Annotated in this window: 17 protein-coding genes and 1 pseudogene; 11 read left to right on the top strand and 7 right to left on the bottom strand. The window is 67.8% G+C overall.

Annotation, left to right across the window (positions count from 1 at the left end; translation table 11 throughout):
* Positions 1-103 precede the first annotated feature (103 nt).
* Positions 104-2,425, top strand: coding sequence for an LPXTG cell wall anchor domain-containing protein (locus ACZ7L9_RS15460; protein ID WP_471415657.1), 2,322 nt, complete (start codon positions 104-106; stop codon positions 2,423-2,425).
* Between the two features lie 207 nt (positions 2,426-2,632).
* On the opposite strand, the pseudogene ACZ7L9_RS15455 reads toward ACZ7L9_RS15460, so the two are convergent.
* A pseudogene (locus ACZ7L9_RS15455) lies at positions 2,633-2,857 on the bottom strand (dihydrofolate reductase family protein); the annotation flags it as partial.
* Positions 2,858-3,005: 148 nt separating this feature from the next.
* Between ACZ7L9_RS15455 and ACZ7L9_RS15450 the strand changes: the two are divergent.
* On the top strand, positions 3,006-3,914 hold the full coding sequence (locus tag ACZ7L9_RS15450; RefSeq protein WP_471415656.1) for an aminoglycoside phosphotransferase family protein: 909 nt from the start codon (positions 3,006-3,008) through the stop codon (positions 3,912-3,914).
* Between the two features lie 187 nt (positions 3,915-4,101).
* Here the strand turns inward: ACZ7L9_RS15450 and def are convergent, their stop codons facing one another.
* A complete protein-coding gene (def, locus tag ACZ7L9_RS15445) occupies positions 4,102-4,764 on the bottom strand; it encodes a peptide deformylase (protein WP_471415655.1) in 663 nt (220 codons plus the stop codon).
* A gap of 110 nt (positions 4,765-4,874) precedes the next feature.
* Here def and ACZ7L9_RS15440 point away from each other — a divergent pair, with 110 nt between their 5' ends.
* Entirely contained in the window at positions 4,875-5,456 is a 582-nt protein-coding gene (locus ACZ7L9_RS15440) for a winged helix-turn-helix domain-containing protein (RefSeq protein ID WP_471415654.1), read from the top strand.
* A 213-nt stretch (positions 5,457-5,669) separates the two neighbouring features.
* On the opposite strand, the gene ACZ7L9_RS15435 is transcribed toward ACZ7L9_RS15440, so the two are convergent.
* Entirely contained in the window at positions 5,670-6,122 is a 453-nt protein-coding gene (locus ACZ7L9_RS15435) for an ATP-binding protein (RefSeq protein WP_471415653.1), read from the bottom strand.
* A 246-nt stretch (positions 6,123-6,368) separates the two neighbouring features.
* Between ACZ7L9_RS15435 and ACZ7L9_RS15430 the strand changes: the two genes are divergently transcribed.
* The 8 genes from ACZ7L9_RS15430 (at position 6,369) to ACZ7L9_RS15395 (ending at position 11,320) form a co-directional block, all read left to right on the top strand.
* Entirely contained in the window at positions 6,369-7,220 is an 852-nt protein-coding gene (locus ACZ7L9_RS15430) for a Scr1 family TA system antitoxin-like transcriptional regulator (RefSeq protein WP_471415652.1), read from the top strand.
* A 19-nt stretch (positions 7,221-7,239) separates the two neighbouring features.
* On the top strand, positions 7,240-7,434 hold the full coding sequence (locus ACZ7L9_RS15425; protein WP_471415651.1) for a DUF397 domain-containing protein: 195 nt from the start codon (positions 7,240-7,242) through the stop codon (positions 7,432-7,434).
* 643 nt (positions 7,435-8,077) lie between these two features.
* Entirely contained in the window at positions 8,078-8,971 is an 894-nt protein-coding gene (locus ACZ7L9_RS15420; protein WP_471415649.1) for a phosphatidylinositol-specific phospholipase C, read from the top strand.
* Between the two features lie 114 nt (positions 8,972-9,085).
* Positions 9,086-9,247, top strand: coding sequence for a hypothetical protein (locus ACZ7L9_RS15415; protein WP_471415648.1), 162 nt, complete (start codon positions 9,086-9,088; stop codon positions 9,245-9,247).
* Positions 9,248-9,439: a hypothetical protein gene (locus ACZ7L9_RS15410; RefSeq protein WP_471415647.1), complete on the top strand. Its 192-nt coding sequence runs from the start codon at positions 9,248-9,250 to the stop codon at positions 9,437-9,439. It abuts the gene before it with no gap.
* 330 nt (positions 9,440-9,769) lie between these two features.
* Entirely contained in the window at positions 9,770-10,216 is a 447-nt protein-coding gene (locus tag ACZ7L9_RS15405; protein WP_471415645.1) for a helix-turn-helix domain-containing protein, read from the top strand.
* A 40-nt stretch (positions 10,217-10,256) separates the two neighbouring features.
* The gene (locus tag ACZ7L9_RS15400; protein WP_471415644.1) at positions 10,257-10,790 is read left to right on the top strand and encodes a PIN domain-containing protein; all 534 of its coding nucleotides are present in this window, start codon (positions 10,257-10,259) and stop codon (positions 10,788-10,790) included.
* A 176-nt stretch (positions 10,791-10,966) separates the two neighbouring features.
* Positions 10,967-11,320 carry a hypothetical protein gene (locus ACZ7L9_RS15395; protein WP_471415643.1) on the top strand — a complete coding sequence of 118 codons (354 nt, stop codon included), beginning with the start codon at positions 10,967-10,969 and terminating at the stop codon, positions 11,318-11,320.
* A gap of 472 nt (positions 11,321-11,792) precedes the next feature.
* Here the strand turns inward: ACZ7L9_RS15395 and ACZ7L9_RS15390 are convergent, their stop codons facing one another.
* The 4 genes from ACZ7L9_RS15390 to ACZ7L9_RS15375 form a co-directional block, all read right to left on the bottom strand.
* On the bottom strand, positions 11,793-13,217 hold the full coding sequence (locus tag ACZ7L9_RS15390; RefSeq protein WP_471415642.1) for a sensor histidine kinase: 1,425 nt from the start codon (positions 13,215-13,217) through the stop codon (positions 11,793-11,795).
* A complete protein-coding gene (locus ACZ7L9_RS15385; RefSeq protein WP_471415641.1) occupies positions 13,214-13,942 on the bottom strand; it encodes a response regulator transcription factor in 729 nt (242 codons plus the stop codon). The genes ACZ7L9_RS15390 and ACZ7L9_RS15385 overlap by 4 nt, the downstream gene beginning before the upstream one ends.
* A gap of 62 nt (positions 13,943-14,004) precedes the next feature.
* On the bottom strand, positions 14,005-14,184 hold the full coding sequence (locus ACZ7L9_RS15380; protein ID WP_471415639.1) for a hypothetical protein: 180 nt from the start codon (positions 14,182-14,184) through the stop codon (positions 14,005-14,007).
* A 10-nt stretch (positions 14,185-14,194) separates the two neighbouring features.
* The gene (locus ACZ7L9_RS15375) at positions 14,195-15,325 is read right to left on the bottom strand and encodes a S1C family serine protease (RefSeq protein WP_471415638.1); all 1,131 of its coding nucleotides are present in this window, start codon (positions 15,323-15,325) and stop codon (positions 14,195-14,197) included.
* Between the last annotated feature and the right edge of the window lie 96 nt (positions 15,326-15,421).

Genomic DNA, 15,421 nt, shown 5'->3' with positions numbered 1-15,421 from the left:
AGGAGTTGCAGCCCTAAGGTGGTGCGGTTTGGCGGTGTCATGTCACGGGGGCTCACACCGCCCCATACCTGTCCCCCAGCCCCCACGAGCAGGGACAAAGAGTTTGAAAGCGATACGTTCACGCGCCAGGGCCCGTCTGGCCTCCGCTGCGGCTGTCGTCGCGGCAGTGGGCCTACTACTCACCGGGCTTCCCGGCCTGACCGGCAACGCGGGCGCGGCCCCCAGGCCGCCGAAGCCGCTGGACCCGGGCACGCCGTGCAAGGACTACTACAGCCTTGCCGACGACATCCAGGCCATCGCCGAACTCCCGGAGTTCGACGCCTCCCGGGACAAGTCCCGGTGGGACACGTACGAGTACGAGAACCCGGGTAAGAAATGGGACGGCCTCGGCCCGCCCAGCCAGGCCGACATCGACCGGCTGAAGAACCTGAAGAAGCAGCCGCCGAAGTCCAAGCCGATCGACCGCGTCTACTGGACGTGGCTCCAGGCACGCAAGTCCAACTCGAACGCGTGGGGTGACTGGTCGCACTGGCGCGATGTCCGTCTGATCCGCAACGCCGGCAACGACCCGCGCGGCAAGGCGTTCGAGAAGAAGGTCATCAAGGACCACGGGCTGACCGGCCCGGAGTGGATCTGCCAGAAGGAGGTGGAATTCAAGGACCCGGACACCGGCAAGACCTACCGCAGGCAGCTCGACGCCTACAACACCAAGACCGGGCAGATCCTGGAGATCAAGTCCAACGGGCAGCCCGACCCCAAGCAGATCCCCAAGGACATCGCGTGGTCCAAGGACAAGAACTGGCGCCACACGTCCATGAAGTACATCTACGCCGAGAAGCAGGAAAAATCGGCGATCGACCTGAAGGAGAAGCTGCGTAAGAACGCGGGCGCCGACCGGGTCACGGAGTACAACTACCGCTCCGACAAGGTCGAGAAGGCCCCCAGCGGCGGCGTGCGCGCGAAGTCGACCAACATGCAGCCCCCCGGCAAGCCGGCCACCACGGGCGGCGGCGCGAACGACCTGATCCGCGAGTCCCGTCCCGACCTCAAGAGCATGGGCGACTACCTGAACCGGAAGAACGCCGCCGACCCCAACCGGCTCTCCCCACGCGGCCCGGGCGGCGTGGACTTCACCACCCTCGAACTTCGCTACGTCGGCAAGCCCGTCAAGGGCAAGGGCCTGGACTACGGCTTCTCCGCCAAGGAAGACCCCGAGGAGAAGGCCGGCTGGGGCGGCAAGGAGAAGGCGCAGCTCATCTCGGACGCCTTCCTGACGTGGCTGGCGCTGACTCCGGACAAGTTCTGGGTGAACCTCAACCCGGACGAGCCCAACAGGGTCATGGACGCCCAGTTCGGGAAGACCGACGCCGGCCGGATCCTTCTCGAAGCCGATCTCCAGATGAAGCACGACTTCTTCGAGACGATGGACCCCAAGACCGATCTCGGCAAGCGGTTCTGGGCGTCCCTGCCCAAGGTGAACGGCCGCCCGTGCTTCGCCGGGATCCGCAACTGGATCGAGCCGAAGACCGCGACGGTACGCGAGCAGGACGGCGGCATCTACATCCTTGACGCCCCCCTGAAGCTGAAGTCCACGCCGCAGGACTTCGCCACCGAGCCCGGCGGCGAGCGGATCTGCAACCCGTCCGAGGCCGAACGGGATCAGGCACAGCGGGTCATCGACCGGATGATCGTTCCCGAGGTCGAGAAGACCATCAACACCGCCCCGCAGTACGCGGATCTGCGCCGCGTCTACACCGCCCGCGTGGCCGCCGAGTGGATCCGTCTCCAGGACGCGAGGACGCCCACCGACTACCGCAAGATCATCAACAGCAACGACGTGAAGGCGTGGCCGCTGCGCGCCCCCAACCAGAACTGGGACAAGAACGAGCTGTTCCAGAAGTACCGGAAGGTATTCCTCGACGGCGAGTTCCAGTACGACGTGGACACCGCCGAAGGCGTGATGGTCTACATCGTCGGCGGCGTCGACTTCTCCAAGCAGCCCAAGCGCAACATCACCAAGACCCGGTTCACCACCGAGCACCGCTACCTTCCCCGACAGACCCGGACGTCGGTGCAGACCCTCACCGACAACGCCAAGGACAACGACGGCAACCTGCTGCTCCTGGGCGGCAACACCACCTCCACCGACATCGGCGGAGGCGGTGACGAGCCGGGACCTGACCCGACGCCGACCAAGCCGGGCGAGCCGACCGGCAAGCCGACCACTCCCGCGCCCGACCCGTCCACGCCGCCCGCCACGGGCGGCCACACCGGCGGCCAGAACGACCCGGCCCCGGGCGGCGGGCTCGCCCACACCGGCTCCGACACCCCCATCGGCCTGATCGCGGGCATCGCCGCCGCGCTCGCGGCCCTGGGCGGCGGACTGATCTGGTGGAAGCGCCGCCGGACGGCCGCACAGCAATAGCCCGACCGGTCCCGCAAAACGCTCCGGCCCCGCACCCGAAGGTGCGGGGCCGCAGTGCTGCCGCCCGAACCCGGACGGCCACGCGTCACACCCTGGCTCCAGCGGCCGCGCTCCTGCCAAGGCCATCTTGCGGCCACGGCGGCGCTTGCGTGACGCTCTGAGCGCGCCCGCGCCGGGTCTCGCACAAGCGCTGCCCACCCGGAGCGCTCAGCTGCTGATGCGCGTGTAGGTGAGGAATACCGCACCGCTCTCGAGGACGGTGTGCTCGGCGAGTGTCCAGGTGCGCGGGTCGAAGGCGGCCTTGCGGGAGAACAGCGGGATCCCGTCGCCGATGGTCAGCGGGCCGATCTTGAGGATCAGCGTGTCGATCTCGGTGTACAGGGAGCCCGCCAGCTCGGCGCCACCGAGTAGCCAGATGTCTTTGCCGTCCTGCTACTTGAGCTCGCGTGTCGCACTGAAGCTGGCAGATTCCCACTCGGTCTCACCTGACCTGGCGGATTCTCAGTGGATCGGGTTCAGAAGGGCGATCGCCTCGGGAAAATCACTGGCGGCGGCGAAGCCCGGGCAGAAGGCTCTCACCGTGACACTTCACAAGAACGAGATCCATGCGGACGAGGTGGTGGTCCGGTCGCTGCTGCGCCAGCAACGGCCGGAATGGGCCGACCTCACCATCTCGCCAGCCGGTGCGGGCACGGACAACACGATGTACCGGCTCGGCGACCAGCTGCTCATGCGGCTGCCGCGCACCCCGGACAACGCGCAGGCCGTACGGAAGGAGCAGACATGGCTGCCGCGGCTGGCGCCACATCTTCCCTGCCGCATCCCGGAGCCAGTGCACGAAGGCACTCCGAGTTCCGCATTCCCGCTCGCCTGGTCGGTGTACCGCTGGATCGACGGCGATGAAGCCGGCCCGGGCTCGGTCACCGACTGGCCCGCCTTCGGGGCCGACCTTGCGGCGATCGTGCAGAGCCTGCATTCCGTCCCCCTGATGGGAGCCACTCGGCAGGACGAACTCAGCTGGTATCGCGGCGGTGGCCTGCGCGCCTGTGACCGCTGGATCAGCGTGTGCTTCGACAACTGCCTCACGATCGAGGGCGTCGACCTGGACATCCCACGCCTGCGACAGCTGTGGCAGAGTGCGCTCACCCTGGCCGAGCCGTCCGGCCGCCAGGTGTGGCTCCACGGAGACCTCAAACCCAGCAACCTTCTGGTCCAACAAGGAAAGCTGCACGGGGTCATCGACTTCGGATGCCTCTCGGTCGGCTTTCCCGACGCCGAGCACTCACCCCTGTGGGATCTTCCACCCCAGGCCCGACAGACGTACTGGGACGCCATGAGCCTCGACGACGTGACGTGGCTGCGTGCCCGGGCGTGGGCCATCGCTGTCGGAGTCAGCGGGGTGTCGTACTACTGGGACACCTACCCCCTCTTCGTCAGCGAATGCCTGTCGCGTCTTCACGCGATCCTGGAAGCGGCCAGCGAGCGGTGAACCGGTCTCGGACGGAACATCAACCACAAGCTCCAGTTCCGCAAAAGCCAGTCCGTTTGAGAACGACATCCGGCCCGATTCCCAAATCACTTGGTAACCAAACAGGTTGGAGACCTGCCGGCTGCCAGTTCAGCGACAGGACAGCGTCTCACGTCCTTCGATAGGAAAGCGGCCGCCGCCAAGCGCCTTACCGGCCCAGGCGGGCGGCCTTGATCGCGCGTTGGGCGAAGACGTCCTCACGGCGGTCTGCCATCTGCTGCAGCGCGTCTTTGCGGTCCCGCTTGGAGAGCCGGTCGAGATAGGTGTGACCGAAGAGGTGGTCGGTCTCGTGTTGCAGACACCGGGCGAAGTAACCCGTTCCTTCGATGACGAGGGGGTTGCCGTCCTTGTCGAGCCCGCGAGCGACGGCGCGATCGGTGCGGGGAACCGCCATGCCAGCACCGGGCACGGACAGGCAGCCCTCGAAGTCGTCAATGAGTCGGCGGCTACCCGGATCGGGCAGGTCCAGAACCGGGTTGATGATGTGACCGACATGCCGGATCCCATAGTCGTCCGGGCAGTCATACACGAACAACCGCAGGTCAACGCCAACCTGGTTGGCAGCCAGACCGGCACCGTCGGCCACATACATGGTCACGAACATGTCGTCGATTAACGCCGACAACTCCGGAGTCCCAAACTCGGTCACTTCCCGGCACGGACGGCTCAGTACCTCCTCACCCACCACCGTGACGCTGCGAACCGAACCTCGTTCCGCCTCCGGCGGCAGAGTCGGACAGGTGTCCACTGGGCGGCCTTGCACACGGACTCGCCGGTCGACGGGACGGGACCGCTCGTGACCAACAGACATGGTTGTCTCCCTTTTGTGCACGCCGCAGCTGCTGCGCGGCCACCGCAGCTGATGCCTTCAGCAAGGACTACTGCTTGCGAAGTGCTTTGCAAAGTAGCAGAATTTGCAAAGTGACTGAAGGTGACGTCAACATCCCGGACGACCAGACAGCCAGCACTGGCGAAGAACTGCGCGAGCACGAAGTTCGCACAGCCTTGCTGGACCTACTGGCCGAAGTTGGCACCGTCACGGCGACCGAAGCCGCCTCTCGGCTGGGCTACAGCTCTGGCCTCTGCTCATTCCACCTACGACAGCTCGCACGTCACGGATACATCGAAGAGGCCCCCCACAGCGGGGGCCGCGCACGTCCTTGGCGTCTGAAGCAGCGGACCTCGACTGCCGACGGGCCTACGCAGGAGCGGTTCGGCGACCTGGCCCGAGGGCTGGAAGACGAGAGCTGGCAGCAATGGCTGACTCAGCGAGACGAGGCGCCGGCCGAATGGCGCCACGACGAAGCCTTCAGCGCCGTCGCCTACCTGACACCTGAAGAGATGAGCCGGGTCGCGAACGTGATCCGACGGGCGCTCGCGCCCTACCAGGATCGCGAACAACGCCCCCTGGCCCGGCCCGACGGCGCTCTACCGGTGGCCCTCATCAGCCGACTGTTTCCCCTGCTTCCCCACAGAGCAGACAGCACGGACCGGGAGCAATGAGCCGTTGGCCGATTGGTGCTCGCTTGAGGAAATGAAACGAGGCTGAGACAGCAGGCAGGTGACACGACGTGAGACAGCCTGAAAACGTTCAGGTCACCACGTCGCTCCATGACACAGCGGCTGAGAACCTACACCGGCGCGGTATCGGTGCCAGAAGCGGACCTGCGGCGAGTGTGCCGAGCGCGACGGCGATCAGGACCGGGCCCCATGCGCTCACGGTGTCGACTCCGGCCTGCCGAGGGTGAACCAGACGATCTTGCGACTGGGCGAGCGGCCCCCGAAGATGTTCGCCCCCCAGGCCAGAGCGAGGCTGTCCACCAGGACGAGCCCTCGCCCGTGCTCCCCTTCGAGCCCTGCGGGCAGTACGCCGAGGACGGCCGGCGCGGTGGGATCGTCGTCCGCGACCGCGACGGTGACGCGCTTCCGATTGACCGTCACATGAACGCGGATCAGGTGCGTGCAGGTGTGCCGGTGCGCGTTGGTGACCACTTCGGTGACGCAGAGGCGTGCGTCGTCGATGAGCCCGGGGTGTCTGCTGACGTTCAGCAGTGAGGTGACGAAGTCACGAGCGATCCTGGCGGCGCTCGCGGTGTTCGGCAGTGTCAGCCGGTAGGTGTCGCCGCCGAGTGGGTTCGGTGGCGGGGGAGTTGCGGTGGCGGTGCTCATGTCGTTCTCCCAACACGGTGCGGTCTGAACCGGTGCGTCGCTCGTTGATCCGTGGCGATGGCCGGACGGGGCGCGGGTCAACGCGCGTTCGTACGGCTGCACTTCGGGTTTACCGACGTGCGGTGTGGTGTTGTGAGGACGATAGCGTGTGCGTATCAAGTGTTGTAGAGGAATCCATAATTCTTGTGAGAGGTGGACCCGTTCGAGGGATGCGGCCACACTGGGTTTCGACAAGAGGAGAGGCCGATGCCACCGAGGAAGCCCCCTACCGCGCGGCAGTGCCGACTGGGTGCGGAACTGCGCAAGATGCGTGAGCACGCGGGCCTGACACCAACTGAGGCCGCAGCCCGGCTGGGCACGGACCGCACCACCATCAGCAACACCGAATCGGGGCGGTTCGGGGTGAGTGGCGCGCGGGTGCGTACCTGGGCCGGGCACTACGCATGCTCCGACGTGGCCTATGTCGAGGCGCTCGCCGACATGGCCGAGGAGCGGATAAAGGGGTGGTGGGAGGACTATAGGGGTGAGCTCTCCGGAAGCACGCTCGACCTGGCTGAATTGGAGCACCACGCAGTCGGATTCCGATCCGTACAGATCATGCATATGCCTGGCTTGCTCCAGACCGAGGACTACGCGCGTGCCGTGTACGCGGAAGCGCTGCCCACTCCGACGCCGGCGAGCCTCCGTCGCAGGCTCTCGCATCGGTTGAGGCGTCGGGACGTTCTTGATCGGCCGGACCCGCCCACCTGCACCTTCCTGATTCACGAGGCGGCCCTGCGGATGCAGTACGGAGGGCGCAAGGTCGCGGCCGGGCAGCTCGATCACCTCTTGAAGGAGTCGGAGCGCGACAATGTCACCGTGCGAGTGATCCCGTTCGTGGCGGGCGGTTTTCCGAACGCCGGTAGTTCGACGCACTACGTCTACGGTCCTGTTTCACAGCTCGACACCGTGCAGACGGACACTCCGACCGGCTCCGCGTTTGTGGATGCCGAGGCGCGTCTCCAGGTCTTTCGAGCAGTACTTGACCGGACGGAAGGGCGATCGCTCGATCCGCAGAGTTCAAGAGAATTCATCAAGGAAGTCGCAGAGCAAGTATGAGTGTGAAGGCGTGAGAACCATGGAAATTCAGTGGCGAAAGTCGTCCAAGTCGGCGGATGCCGAGGACAACAACTGCCTGGAACTCGCTGAGAGCGGAGGGGAGATCCTCATGCGGGAGAGCGACAACCCGGATGTGGTTATTCGTACGAGTCGCGCCAAGCTTCGCGCCTTCCTCGGTGGTGCCAAGGAAGGCGAGTTCGACGATCTGGCTTGATTCGTAGCGCACTCGCATCGGGCGGTTCCCATCGGCGCAGATGGGGGCTGCCCGATGCGCTGTGCAGTGGGCTTGAATCGATCACCTCGTAGCACTCGTAAAAGATGAAGTCATCACTCGTTAGACGTCAAGCACTTGATACGGACTTGCGCGAGGGACTAGCTTGCCGTGTGTCGCCCACCGGGCCGTCTCCCTGAGCGAGTCAGGTCCCGGGGTGGCGCAACTTCCCTTACTCCTGCGCCGGTTGGGGAGGTCGAAGAGGGTGCCCCTTGCCCACGCCCGGCACGCCGGCGGCGGGCAGGGGGTGGTCCCGATGCTGCGTCAGGAGCCCAGCCATGCGCGAGCCGGAAGAAGCCACCGTCCCCGTCATGACGGCGTACTGGTGCGAGCGCGTCACCTACAGGTCCATGGAGGCCGACGAGGTGGCTGACGTATCACGGAGCACGGCCGCCGACCCCGCCGAGGCGGTCTGCCGCATCCGCTCGGCCGTACGCGACCTCGCGTCCGTCCTTGTGCCCATCGAGCGCACTGGATCTGCTCACCGGCTCCGCCGTGGCGCCGTGACGCGGCACTGTTCCAGAGATGACGTGTGCCGGTCATAATCTGACGGCTGACCCCCCACGGCAGACGGAGGCACCCCCGCATGAGCCCGTACACCGGTACGCGTCGGAACTTCCTGGTCGGCGCTCTCGCCGCCACTACCACGGTCCTCGTCGGCGCGGGGCCCGCCACCGCCGTGCCCCGGCAAGTCGGCACCACCCAGGACTGGATGGGCGCCATCCCCGACGCCACCGCGCTGCAACGCCTCACGATCCCCGGTTCGCACGACTCCGGCGCCCGCTTCGGCGGCCCCTGGACGGAGTGTCAGAACGCCACCATCGCGGACCAGTTGAACAGCGGGCTGCGCTTCCTCGACGTGCGGTGCCGGGTCACCGGTGACTCCTTCGCGATCCACCACGGGGCCTCGTACCAGAACCTGATGTTCGGAGATGTGCTCGGCGCCTGCTGGGACTTCCTGGCGGCTCATCCCGCCGAGACCGTGCTGATGCGGGTCAAGCAGGAGTACTCCGAGGAGAGCGATGCGGAGTTCCGGCGGATCTTCGACCTCTATCTCGACGGCAAGGGATGGCGGCCCCTCTTCCGTATCGACCCGGCGCTCCCCTCACTCGGGGAGGCGCGCGGAAAGGTGGTGCTGCTCGCCGACAACGGAGGTCTGCCCGGCGTCCGTTACGCCGACCCGGAACTCTTCGACATCCAGGACGACTACATGGCGGAGCCGTTCGCCAAGTACCCCAAGATCGAGTCCCAGTTCCGCAAGGCCGCCGAGCAGCCCGGGAAGCTGTACATGAACTACGTCAGCACCGCGGCCCTGATGCCGCCGCGCTGGAACGCGGACCGGCTCACCCCGCAGGTGCAGTCATTCTTGGACAGCTCCGGGGCGGCAGGGTGGACCGGGCTCGGCATCGTTCCGCTGGACTTCCCCGCCACCCGGTCGGGGCTGGTCGAATCGCTGATCAGGCACAACCCCGGGGTCTGACCGGCCCGACGGGGCTGTCTGCCGCCGAGAGCCCATGTGTGTGCACCGGGGGTCGGTAAAACCCCGTACGGTCCCTGCGGCGCGATTTGCGCGCTCCCCAAGGGGCATCGTGATGTGCGCGAGAAGATCAAAGGCAAACTCAAGCGATATATGGGTTCGGGCGGCTGGGACGAAGATTTCGCCACGAATTTCCCCTCGATCAAGGACAGGGGCAGCTATAAACCAACACCCCAGCAGGTCGAGGAGTATTCCTGCCAGGACGAGGTGGGCCGGTGAGTGAAAATTCCTCCCTTCGTTTCGCCGGTTCCCGCCTCACAGCCCCGGCGGCGGCTGCGGTGCGCCCGGCAGGCGGATCGCCGCCACCGTGCCGTCGCCGTCCGGCGCCGGGCGCAGGCTGACTTCGCCGCCCGCCTGCGCGCCACCTTCCTCGGCCTGGCCGCCGGCCTGGCCGGCGGCGACCTCCGGTAGAAGGTTCAGGCCGCGCTCGCTGCCGCCGAGCGGGATCTGAACGACCGGATCACTCGCTCCTGCCGGCGCCCGGCCGCTCTGTTCGGCCTGCGCCTGCGCCCCGATCTCCCCCTCACCTTCGAGGGGCCGGCCACCCAGCTGAGCGCCATCATGCGGCGAGGGGCGCCTCGCGCGGGTGCGGCGGATGGCGGAGGAGTGACACTTCTCGGCCGGGCCGTGGGCCCGTACGCGGTGTCCGTGTCCGTCACGTGCAGGAGCCTGCCTCGGATCAGCGCTTGCGTGTCTTTCGAATTCTGCGATGCTTGAGCCATCCAAGAAGGAGACAGAGCTATGCACAGCACCGTCGAGGATCGAACCCTCCTGCCTGAACACCGTGCGGAGATCGCCGAGCTCTGCGCATTTCTCGACCGGGCCCCGCAGGCCGATGAACCGGCACTGTTGCGCGGCCCCGACGGCACCTTCCGTTCTCTGCCGCCGGAAGTCTACGAAGCCCTCATGGTGGTCGTCCGCGCACTGTCGGAGGGCAAGGCGGTCACGGTCGCCCCGGTGAACACCACCCTGACCACGCAGGAGGCGGCGGACCTGCTCGGAGTCAGCAGACCGACTTTCGTGAAGATCCTGGACGAGGGCGGACTGCCCTTCTCCCGCCCGGGGCGGCACCGCAGGGTGCTGCTGGCGGACGTGCTCGCCTACAAGGAGAAGCGCCGTACACAGCGTCGCAGGGGGTTGGACGAGCTAGTGGAGCTGACCGAGGACGCAGGCCTCTACGACGCCTGAGATTCCATGACACCGAGCGAACTGGAGTGATGTGCAGCGCGTGGTTCTGGACACGTGTGTCCTCTTCCCGAACTACCTGAGGGACACCTTGCTCCGGCTGGCCGAAGCGGAGCTCTACGAGCCGCTCTGGTCGGCCGACATCTTGGAGGAGTTGCGGCGCAATCTGGCTGAGAAGGTGACTTCGACAACCGCCAAGAACGTCGTCGAGGCCATGGCGGGCGCCTTCCCGTACAGCGCGGTGACGGGATACGCGGGACTCGTCCCCGTGATGACGAACGACCCGAAGGACCGCCATGTGCTGGCGGCGGCGGTCTGCGGGCAGGCGCACGCCGTGGTCACGCTCAGCATGAGGGATTTTCCGCCTTCGGCGGCGGATCCGTACGAGGTCGAGGTTCTCCACCCCGACGACTTTCTGTTGGACATGCTGGACCTGGCTCCCGTCGACGTGACGGGTGTCCTGCGTGACCAGGCCGTTCGTTACCGGCGGGAGCCCCGCGATCTGCATGGACTGCTGGACCGGCTCGCGGTCGGCGGGGCGCCGCAGTTCGCCGCCGAGTTCCGGCGTCGACTCTGAGCTCGTTCGTTAACCATTCAACCGTTGTAGCGATAAGGGTCTCCTCGCGGCGGACGGTTTTGCCACGTCATAGCGGGGTGTGCGGCGTCTGTGCGGGGTGCCGGGCGGTCGTCCGGGGCCGGGTCGGTGGGGTCTCGGTGCTCTGGTGGGGCAGGTCTCTCTCTAAGGTGTCGAGGATGCCGCTTGTCGAGGTGACCTATGCGCCCACGGTGCCCGGCGAGCCCCAGCTACGCGAACTCGGCTCGGTGCTGCCGCATCTGGTGTCCCTGGCTGTGGAGTGCCCTGAGGAGCCGTACGACGGCGAGCTGCAACCCGGGGATGTCGAGATCCGCTTCCGGCCGCTGAGCCCGCTGGACCGTAGTGGCCTGACGGTGGTGATCGAGATCAAGTCGAAGTGGTCCGCCAGTAGGGAAGCCAACCGCCAAGAGCGTGTGGATGCGCTCCACGCGGACATCCGCGCCGCAACCGGGCTCGTCGACTTCGGCGTCTACCTGTCACTGCCGAGCGCCGCTTGGTCCCAGGGAGACTGACCACTCACACCCGACAGCGCTGTCTCCCGGACCCCAGCGAAGGCGAAACGGCGCGTCGGCCTGCGATGTGAGCTTGTTCGCCGAAATGTGTCTCGAACTGGGTCGCTGACCTGGGTATCCGCCGGACGGTGAGGCGGCCTTCGTCTGATCACGTGCTCCGACCAAGGTGCACCGATCAAGACGAAGGCCATGAAGGTGAGTCTGCTGCCCGAAGCTGCGGTGGGGGAAGCGTTCGCGGAAGCGTCACGCTTCCGGGGCGAGCTATACGTGTGCCTGACCGGACGCGGCGATGAGCTGTTCAAGCTCGCGGAAACGTCCGCCGCGAGAAGACTCTTATCGCCCTACAACGGTTGAAAGGTTAAAGAACAAGCCGAGCGACGGCCGCTGCGGGACCCGGGTGCTCGGTCGTGGTCACCGTGCGTGCCCGGCCGACCGGGCGCGACGCCTGACCGGACACCCGAATCGTCCCCCCTCACAGCCCCGGCGGAGGCGTCGGTGCCCCCGGCAGCCGGATCGACGCCTCGGTGCCGTCTCCCGCCACCGCCGGGCGCAGGGTCACTTCGCCGCCCGACTGCTGGATCGTGCGGGCGACGATCGACAGGCCCAGGCCCGAGCCCGGGAGCTGGCGGGCGGACGGGGAGCGCCAGAAGCGTTCGAAGACGTGCGGGAGCTCCTCGGCGGGGATGCCGGGACCGTGGTCCCGTACGGTCAGTTCGCCGCCCCGGAGGGCGACCTCGATCGTGCCGCGGGGCGGGCTGAACTTGACCGCGTTGTCCAGGACGTTGACCACCGCCCGCTCCAGCGCCGCCGGCTCGGCCCGTACGTACCAGGGCGTCAGATCGGCCCTGATCGTCAGCTCGGGGCCGCGCAGGCGGGCGCGTTCCAGGGCCGTGTCGGCGATGTCGTGCAGGGCGACGACCTGGAGCGGGCCGGGGGTCGCGGCGTCGGGGCGGGCCAGTTCCTGGAGGTCGCCGATGAGCGAGGCCAGTTCGGTCATCTGTGCCTTGACCGAGTTCATCAGGGCCCTGCGGTCGTCCGGGGGGATGGCCCGGCCGGTGTCGTCGCTGCGGGCGAGCAGTTCGACGTTGGTGCGGAGCGAGGTCAGCGGCGTCCGCAGTTCGTGGCCGGCGTCCGCGATCAGCTGGGACTGGCGGTCGCGGGAGCTGGCGAGGGAGGCGGTCATCGAGTTGAACGACCGGGACAGCCGGGCGATCTCGTCCTCGCCGTCGACCGGGATGCTCACGGTGAGGTCCTCGGTACGGGCGACGTGCTCGACCGCCTCGGTGAGCTCGTCGACGGGGCGCAGCCCGGTGCGGGCGACCCAGAGACCGGCGGCGCCCGCGCCGCCGACGCCGATGCCGGAGACGGCCAGGAGCACCCAGGCGAGCGTGGACAGCGGGTCGTTGATCTCGCTCATCGGGCGCGCGATGGAGACGGCGATGCTGCCCGTCGTCCCACCGGGAACGGGGGTGATCTGCACCAGCGAGTACGTGTAGACGCGCATCCTCTCCCCGCGCGCGTTCTTCGCCGAGTGCAGGGCGTCGCGCTGTTTCCCCTCGGCCACCGCGATGTCCGCGGGGCTCACTTGGAGCGCCTCTGCTTTGGGGGCGATGCACACCGTGCCCTGGGAGTCGATGAGCTGAACGGTGTATCCGGTGAACGGCGGCGGCGGCAGCGGGGTGGTGCCCTGGCAGTAGTTGTACAGGCTGCTCAGGTAGTTCTTGTCGACCTTGGAACTGCGCAGCGACGCGTCCAGCTGCTGCTCCAGCTGCACCCGCGTCACGAACCAGCAGGCCACCGCCACCGCCGCCACCGCGACCGCCACCGCCGTCGCCACCAGCAGCGCGAGCCGGGACCGCAGCGGCAGGGCGCGGAGCCGGCGCAGGATCCCGGTCATCCGTCACCGCCGCCGGAGCGGAGCGCGTAACCGACCCCCCGCACCGTGTGCACGAGCCGTGGTTCGCCGCCCGCCTCCGTCTTGCGGCGCAGGTACATCACGTACACGTCCAGGGAGTTGGAGCTCGGTTCGAAGTCGAAGCCCCACACCGCCTTGAGGATCTGCTCGCGGGTCAGTACCTGCCGCGGGTGTGCCAGGAACATCTCCAGCAGGGTGAATTCGGTACGGGTCAGCTCGACCCGGCGGGAGCCCCGGGTGACCTCGCGGGTGGCCAGGTTCATCCGCAGATCGGCGAAGGACAGCACATTGTCGTCGGGGACGTCGCCTGCCGCGGCCGCGTACGAGCTGCGGCGCAGCAGGGCCCGGATGCGGGCGAAGAGCTCGTCCAGCTCGAAGGGCTTGACCAGGTAGTCGTCGGCGCCCGCGTCGAGACCGGTGACCCGGTCGCCGACGGTGTCGCGGGCGGTGAGCATCAGGATGGGGGTGGTGGTGCCCGCGGAACGGAGCCGGCGGGCCGCCGTCAGGCCGTCCATCCGCGGCATCTGGATGTCGAGGACGATGAGGTCGGGCGCGTACGCGTCGGCTCTGGCGAGGGCGTCGAGGCCGTCGACGGCGACCTCGGTGCCGTAGCCCTCGAACGCGAGGCTGCGCTGCAGGGCCTCACGCACGGCGGGCTCGTCGTCGACGATCAGGATGCGCTGCGGATCGTCTTCGGCGGGGCTCATCGCTCGTTTTCCTCTTCTCGTTCCGGGCTGCAGGGGCGGGCCGCGAGGGGCCTGCCGTGGTATCAGCCTCGCACGGCCGCGGCACGTCGTCGCGCGGCCCGGCGCTTGCGGCCCGCTGCGGCACGGACCTCCGGGGCGCGGAGCGTCTCGGCAGTCCCGTGCGCGGCCAGTTCCGTCACGAGGGCGAGGGGCAGGGCCAGGTCGGCCGGGCCGGTGGGGGTGTCGGTGGGGTGGTGGTGCATGGAAGTCTCCTCAGGAGCTGTTGCCGGCCCGCAGGGTGCCGAGGTCGGCCTTGAGTGTGTTCACCGGGATCGCGAAGCCGAGACCCACGCTGCCCGCGCCGGAACTGCTGGATCCGTCGGACGAACTCGCCGAGTACATCGCGGAGTTGATGCCGATGATCTCGCCGTTCATGTTGATGAGCGCGCCACCGGAGTTGCCGGGGTTGAGCGAGGCGTCGGTCTGGATGGCCTTGTATGTGGTGGTGGAGTTGCCGGTGTCGCCGTTGAACTGCTGACCGCCGAACTCGAACGGCCACTGTCCGCCGCCGCCCAGCCCGCCCTGTCCCTGGCCGCTGCCGTCCTCCTTGGCGACCGTGACATCGCGGTTCAGGGCGGAGACGATGCCGCTGGTGACGGTGCCGGTCAGACCCTCCGGCGAGCCGATCGCGACGACCTGGTCGCCGACCGCGACCGCCGAGGAGTCGCCCAGCGTGGCCGTCTTCAGCCCGCTCGCACCGCGGAGCTTGATGAGTGCGAGGTCCTTGCCGGAGTCGGTGCCGACGACCTCCGCGCTGTACGTCTTGCCGGTGCTGAGCGTCACCTTGACCGATGAGGCGCCGGAGATGACGTGGTTGTTGGTGACGATCTCGCCGTCGGACGTGATGACCACGCCGGAGCCGGTGGACTCGCCCGCCCTCGAGGTCGCGTTGATCTCGACGATCATCGGCGAGACGGCCTGGGCGACACCGGCGACGGTCCCCTTGCTGCTCTGCGAGACGGTGGTGCCGGGGACGACGCCGCTGGCCGTGCTGTTCGTGTCGTTGCCGGCGAGCCGGCCGATGACGGTGGCGGTGCCGCCGCCGACGGCCCCCGCTGCGATCGCCACGGCCACCAGGAGGGCGACCGGCCGCCGGGCCCGGCGGCCGGTCGCGGCCGGCTCGGGTGCGGGCTGCGGGAGGTCGGAGCCGTAACCGCCGTCCCCACCGCCGTTCCCATCGGCCTTCCCGTCCGCGCCGCCCCAGCCGGGCCACGCGGTGGTTCCGGGGCCCGTCGCGTTCGGCTGCGTGGGGTGATGGGACGGCGGCGGCGGGTAGGAGGCGTCACCGTTGCCGTACGAGGGGTACATCGGGTACTCGCCGCTCGGGCGCTGGCTCTCTGTCATGTAAAAGAGCGTGACGGCCGAAGATGAGAGAAACCTGAGCACGCGCTGAGAAGCCGGGCAGAACCTCGTATGCCCGATATAAGGGAGTGTGGGGGT

This window comes from Streptomyces sp. NPDC111516 (genome assembly GCF_055635345.1).
The sequence above is the reverse complement of the archived record's forward strand: the minus strand, read 5'-3'. Positions and strand labels throughout refer to the sequence as shown.

Bases quoted from the DNA above. Each gene is read 5' to 3' on its own strand.
- ACZ7L9_RS15420 (WP_471415649.1), top strand. From the start codon at position 8,078: ATGAGCCCGTACACCGGTACGCGTCGGAACTTCCTGGTCGGCGCTCTC.
- ACZ7L9_RS15390 (WP_471415642.1), bottom strand. From the start codon at position 13,217: ATGACCGGGATCCTGCGCCGGCTCCGCGCCCTGCCGCTGCGGTCCCGG.
- ACZ7L9_RS15375 (WP_471415638.1), bottom strand. From the start codon at position 15,325: ATGACAGAGAGCCAGCGCCCGAGCGGCGAGTACCCGATGTACCCCTCG.
- ACZ7L9_RS15405 (WP_471415645.1), top strand. From the start codon at position 9,770: ATGCACAGCACCGTCGAGGATCGAACCCTCCTGCCTGAACACCGTGCG.
- ACZ7L9_RS15395 (WP_471415643.1), top strand. From the start codon at position 10,967: ATGCCGCTTGTCGAGGTGACCTATGCGCCCACGGTGCCCGGCGAGCCC.
- ACZ7L9_RS15435 (WP_471415653.1), bottom strand. From the start codon at position 6,122: ATGAGCACCGCCACCGCAACTCCCCCGCCACCGAACCCACTCGGCGGC.
- ACZ7L9_RS15430 (WP_471415652.1), top strand. From the start codon at position 6,369: ATGCCACCGAGGAAGCCCCCTACCGCGCGGCAGTGCCGACTGGGTGCG.
- ACZ7L9_RS15385 (WP_471415641.1), bottom strand. From the start codon at position 13,942: ATGAGCCCCGCCGAAGACGATCCGCAGCGCATCCTGATCGTCGACGAC.
- def (WP_471415655.1), bottom strand. From the start codon at position 4,764: ATGTCTGTTGGTCACGAGCGGTCCCGTCCCGTCGACCGGCGAGTCCGT.
- ACZ7L9_RS15380 (WP_471415639.1), bottom strand. From the start codon at position 14,184: ATGCACCACCACCCCACCGACACCCCCACCGGCCCGGCCGACCTGGCC.
- ACZ7L9_RS15425 (WP_471415651.1), top strand. From the start codon at position 7,240: ATGGAAATTCAGTGGCGAAAGTCGTCCAAGTCGGCGGATGCCGAGGAC.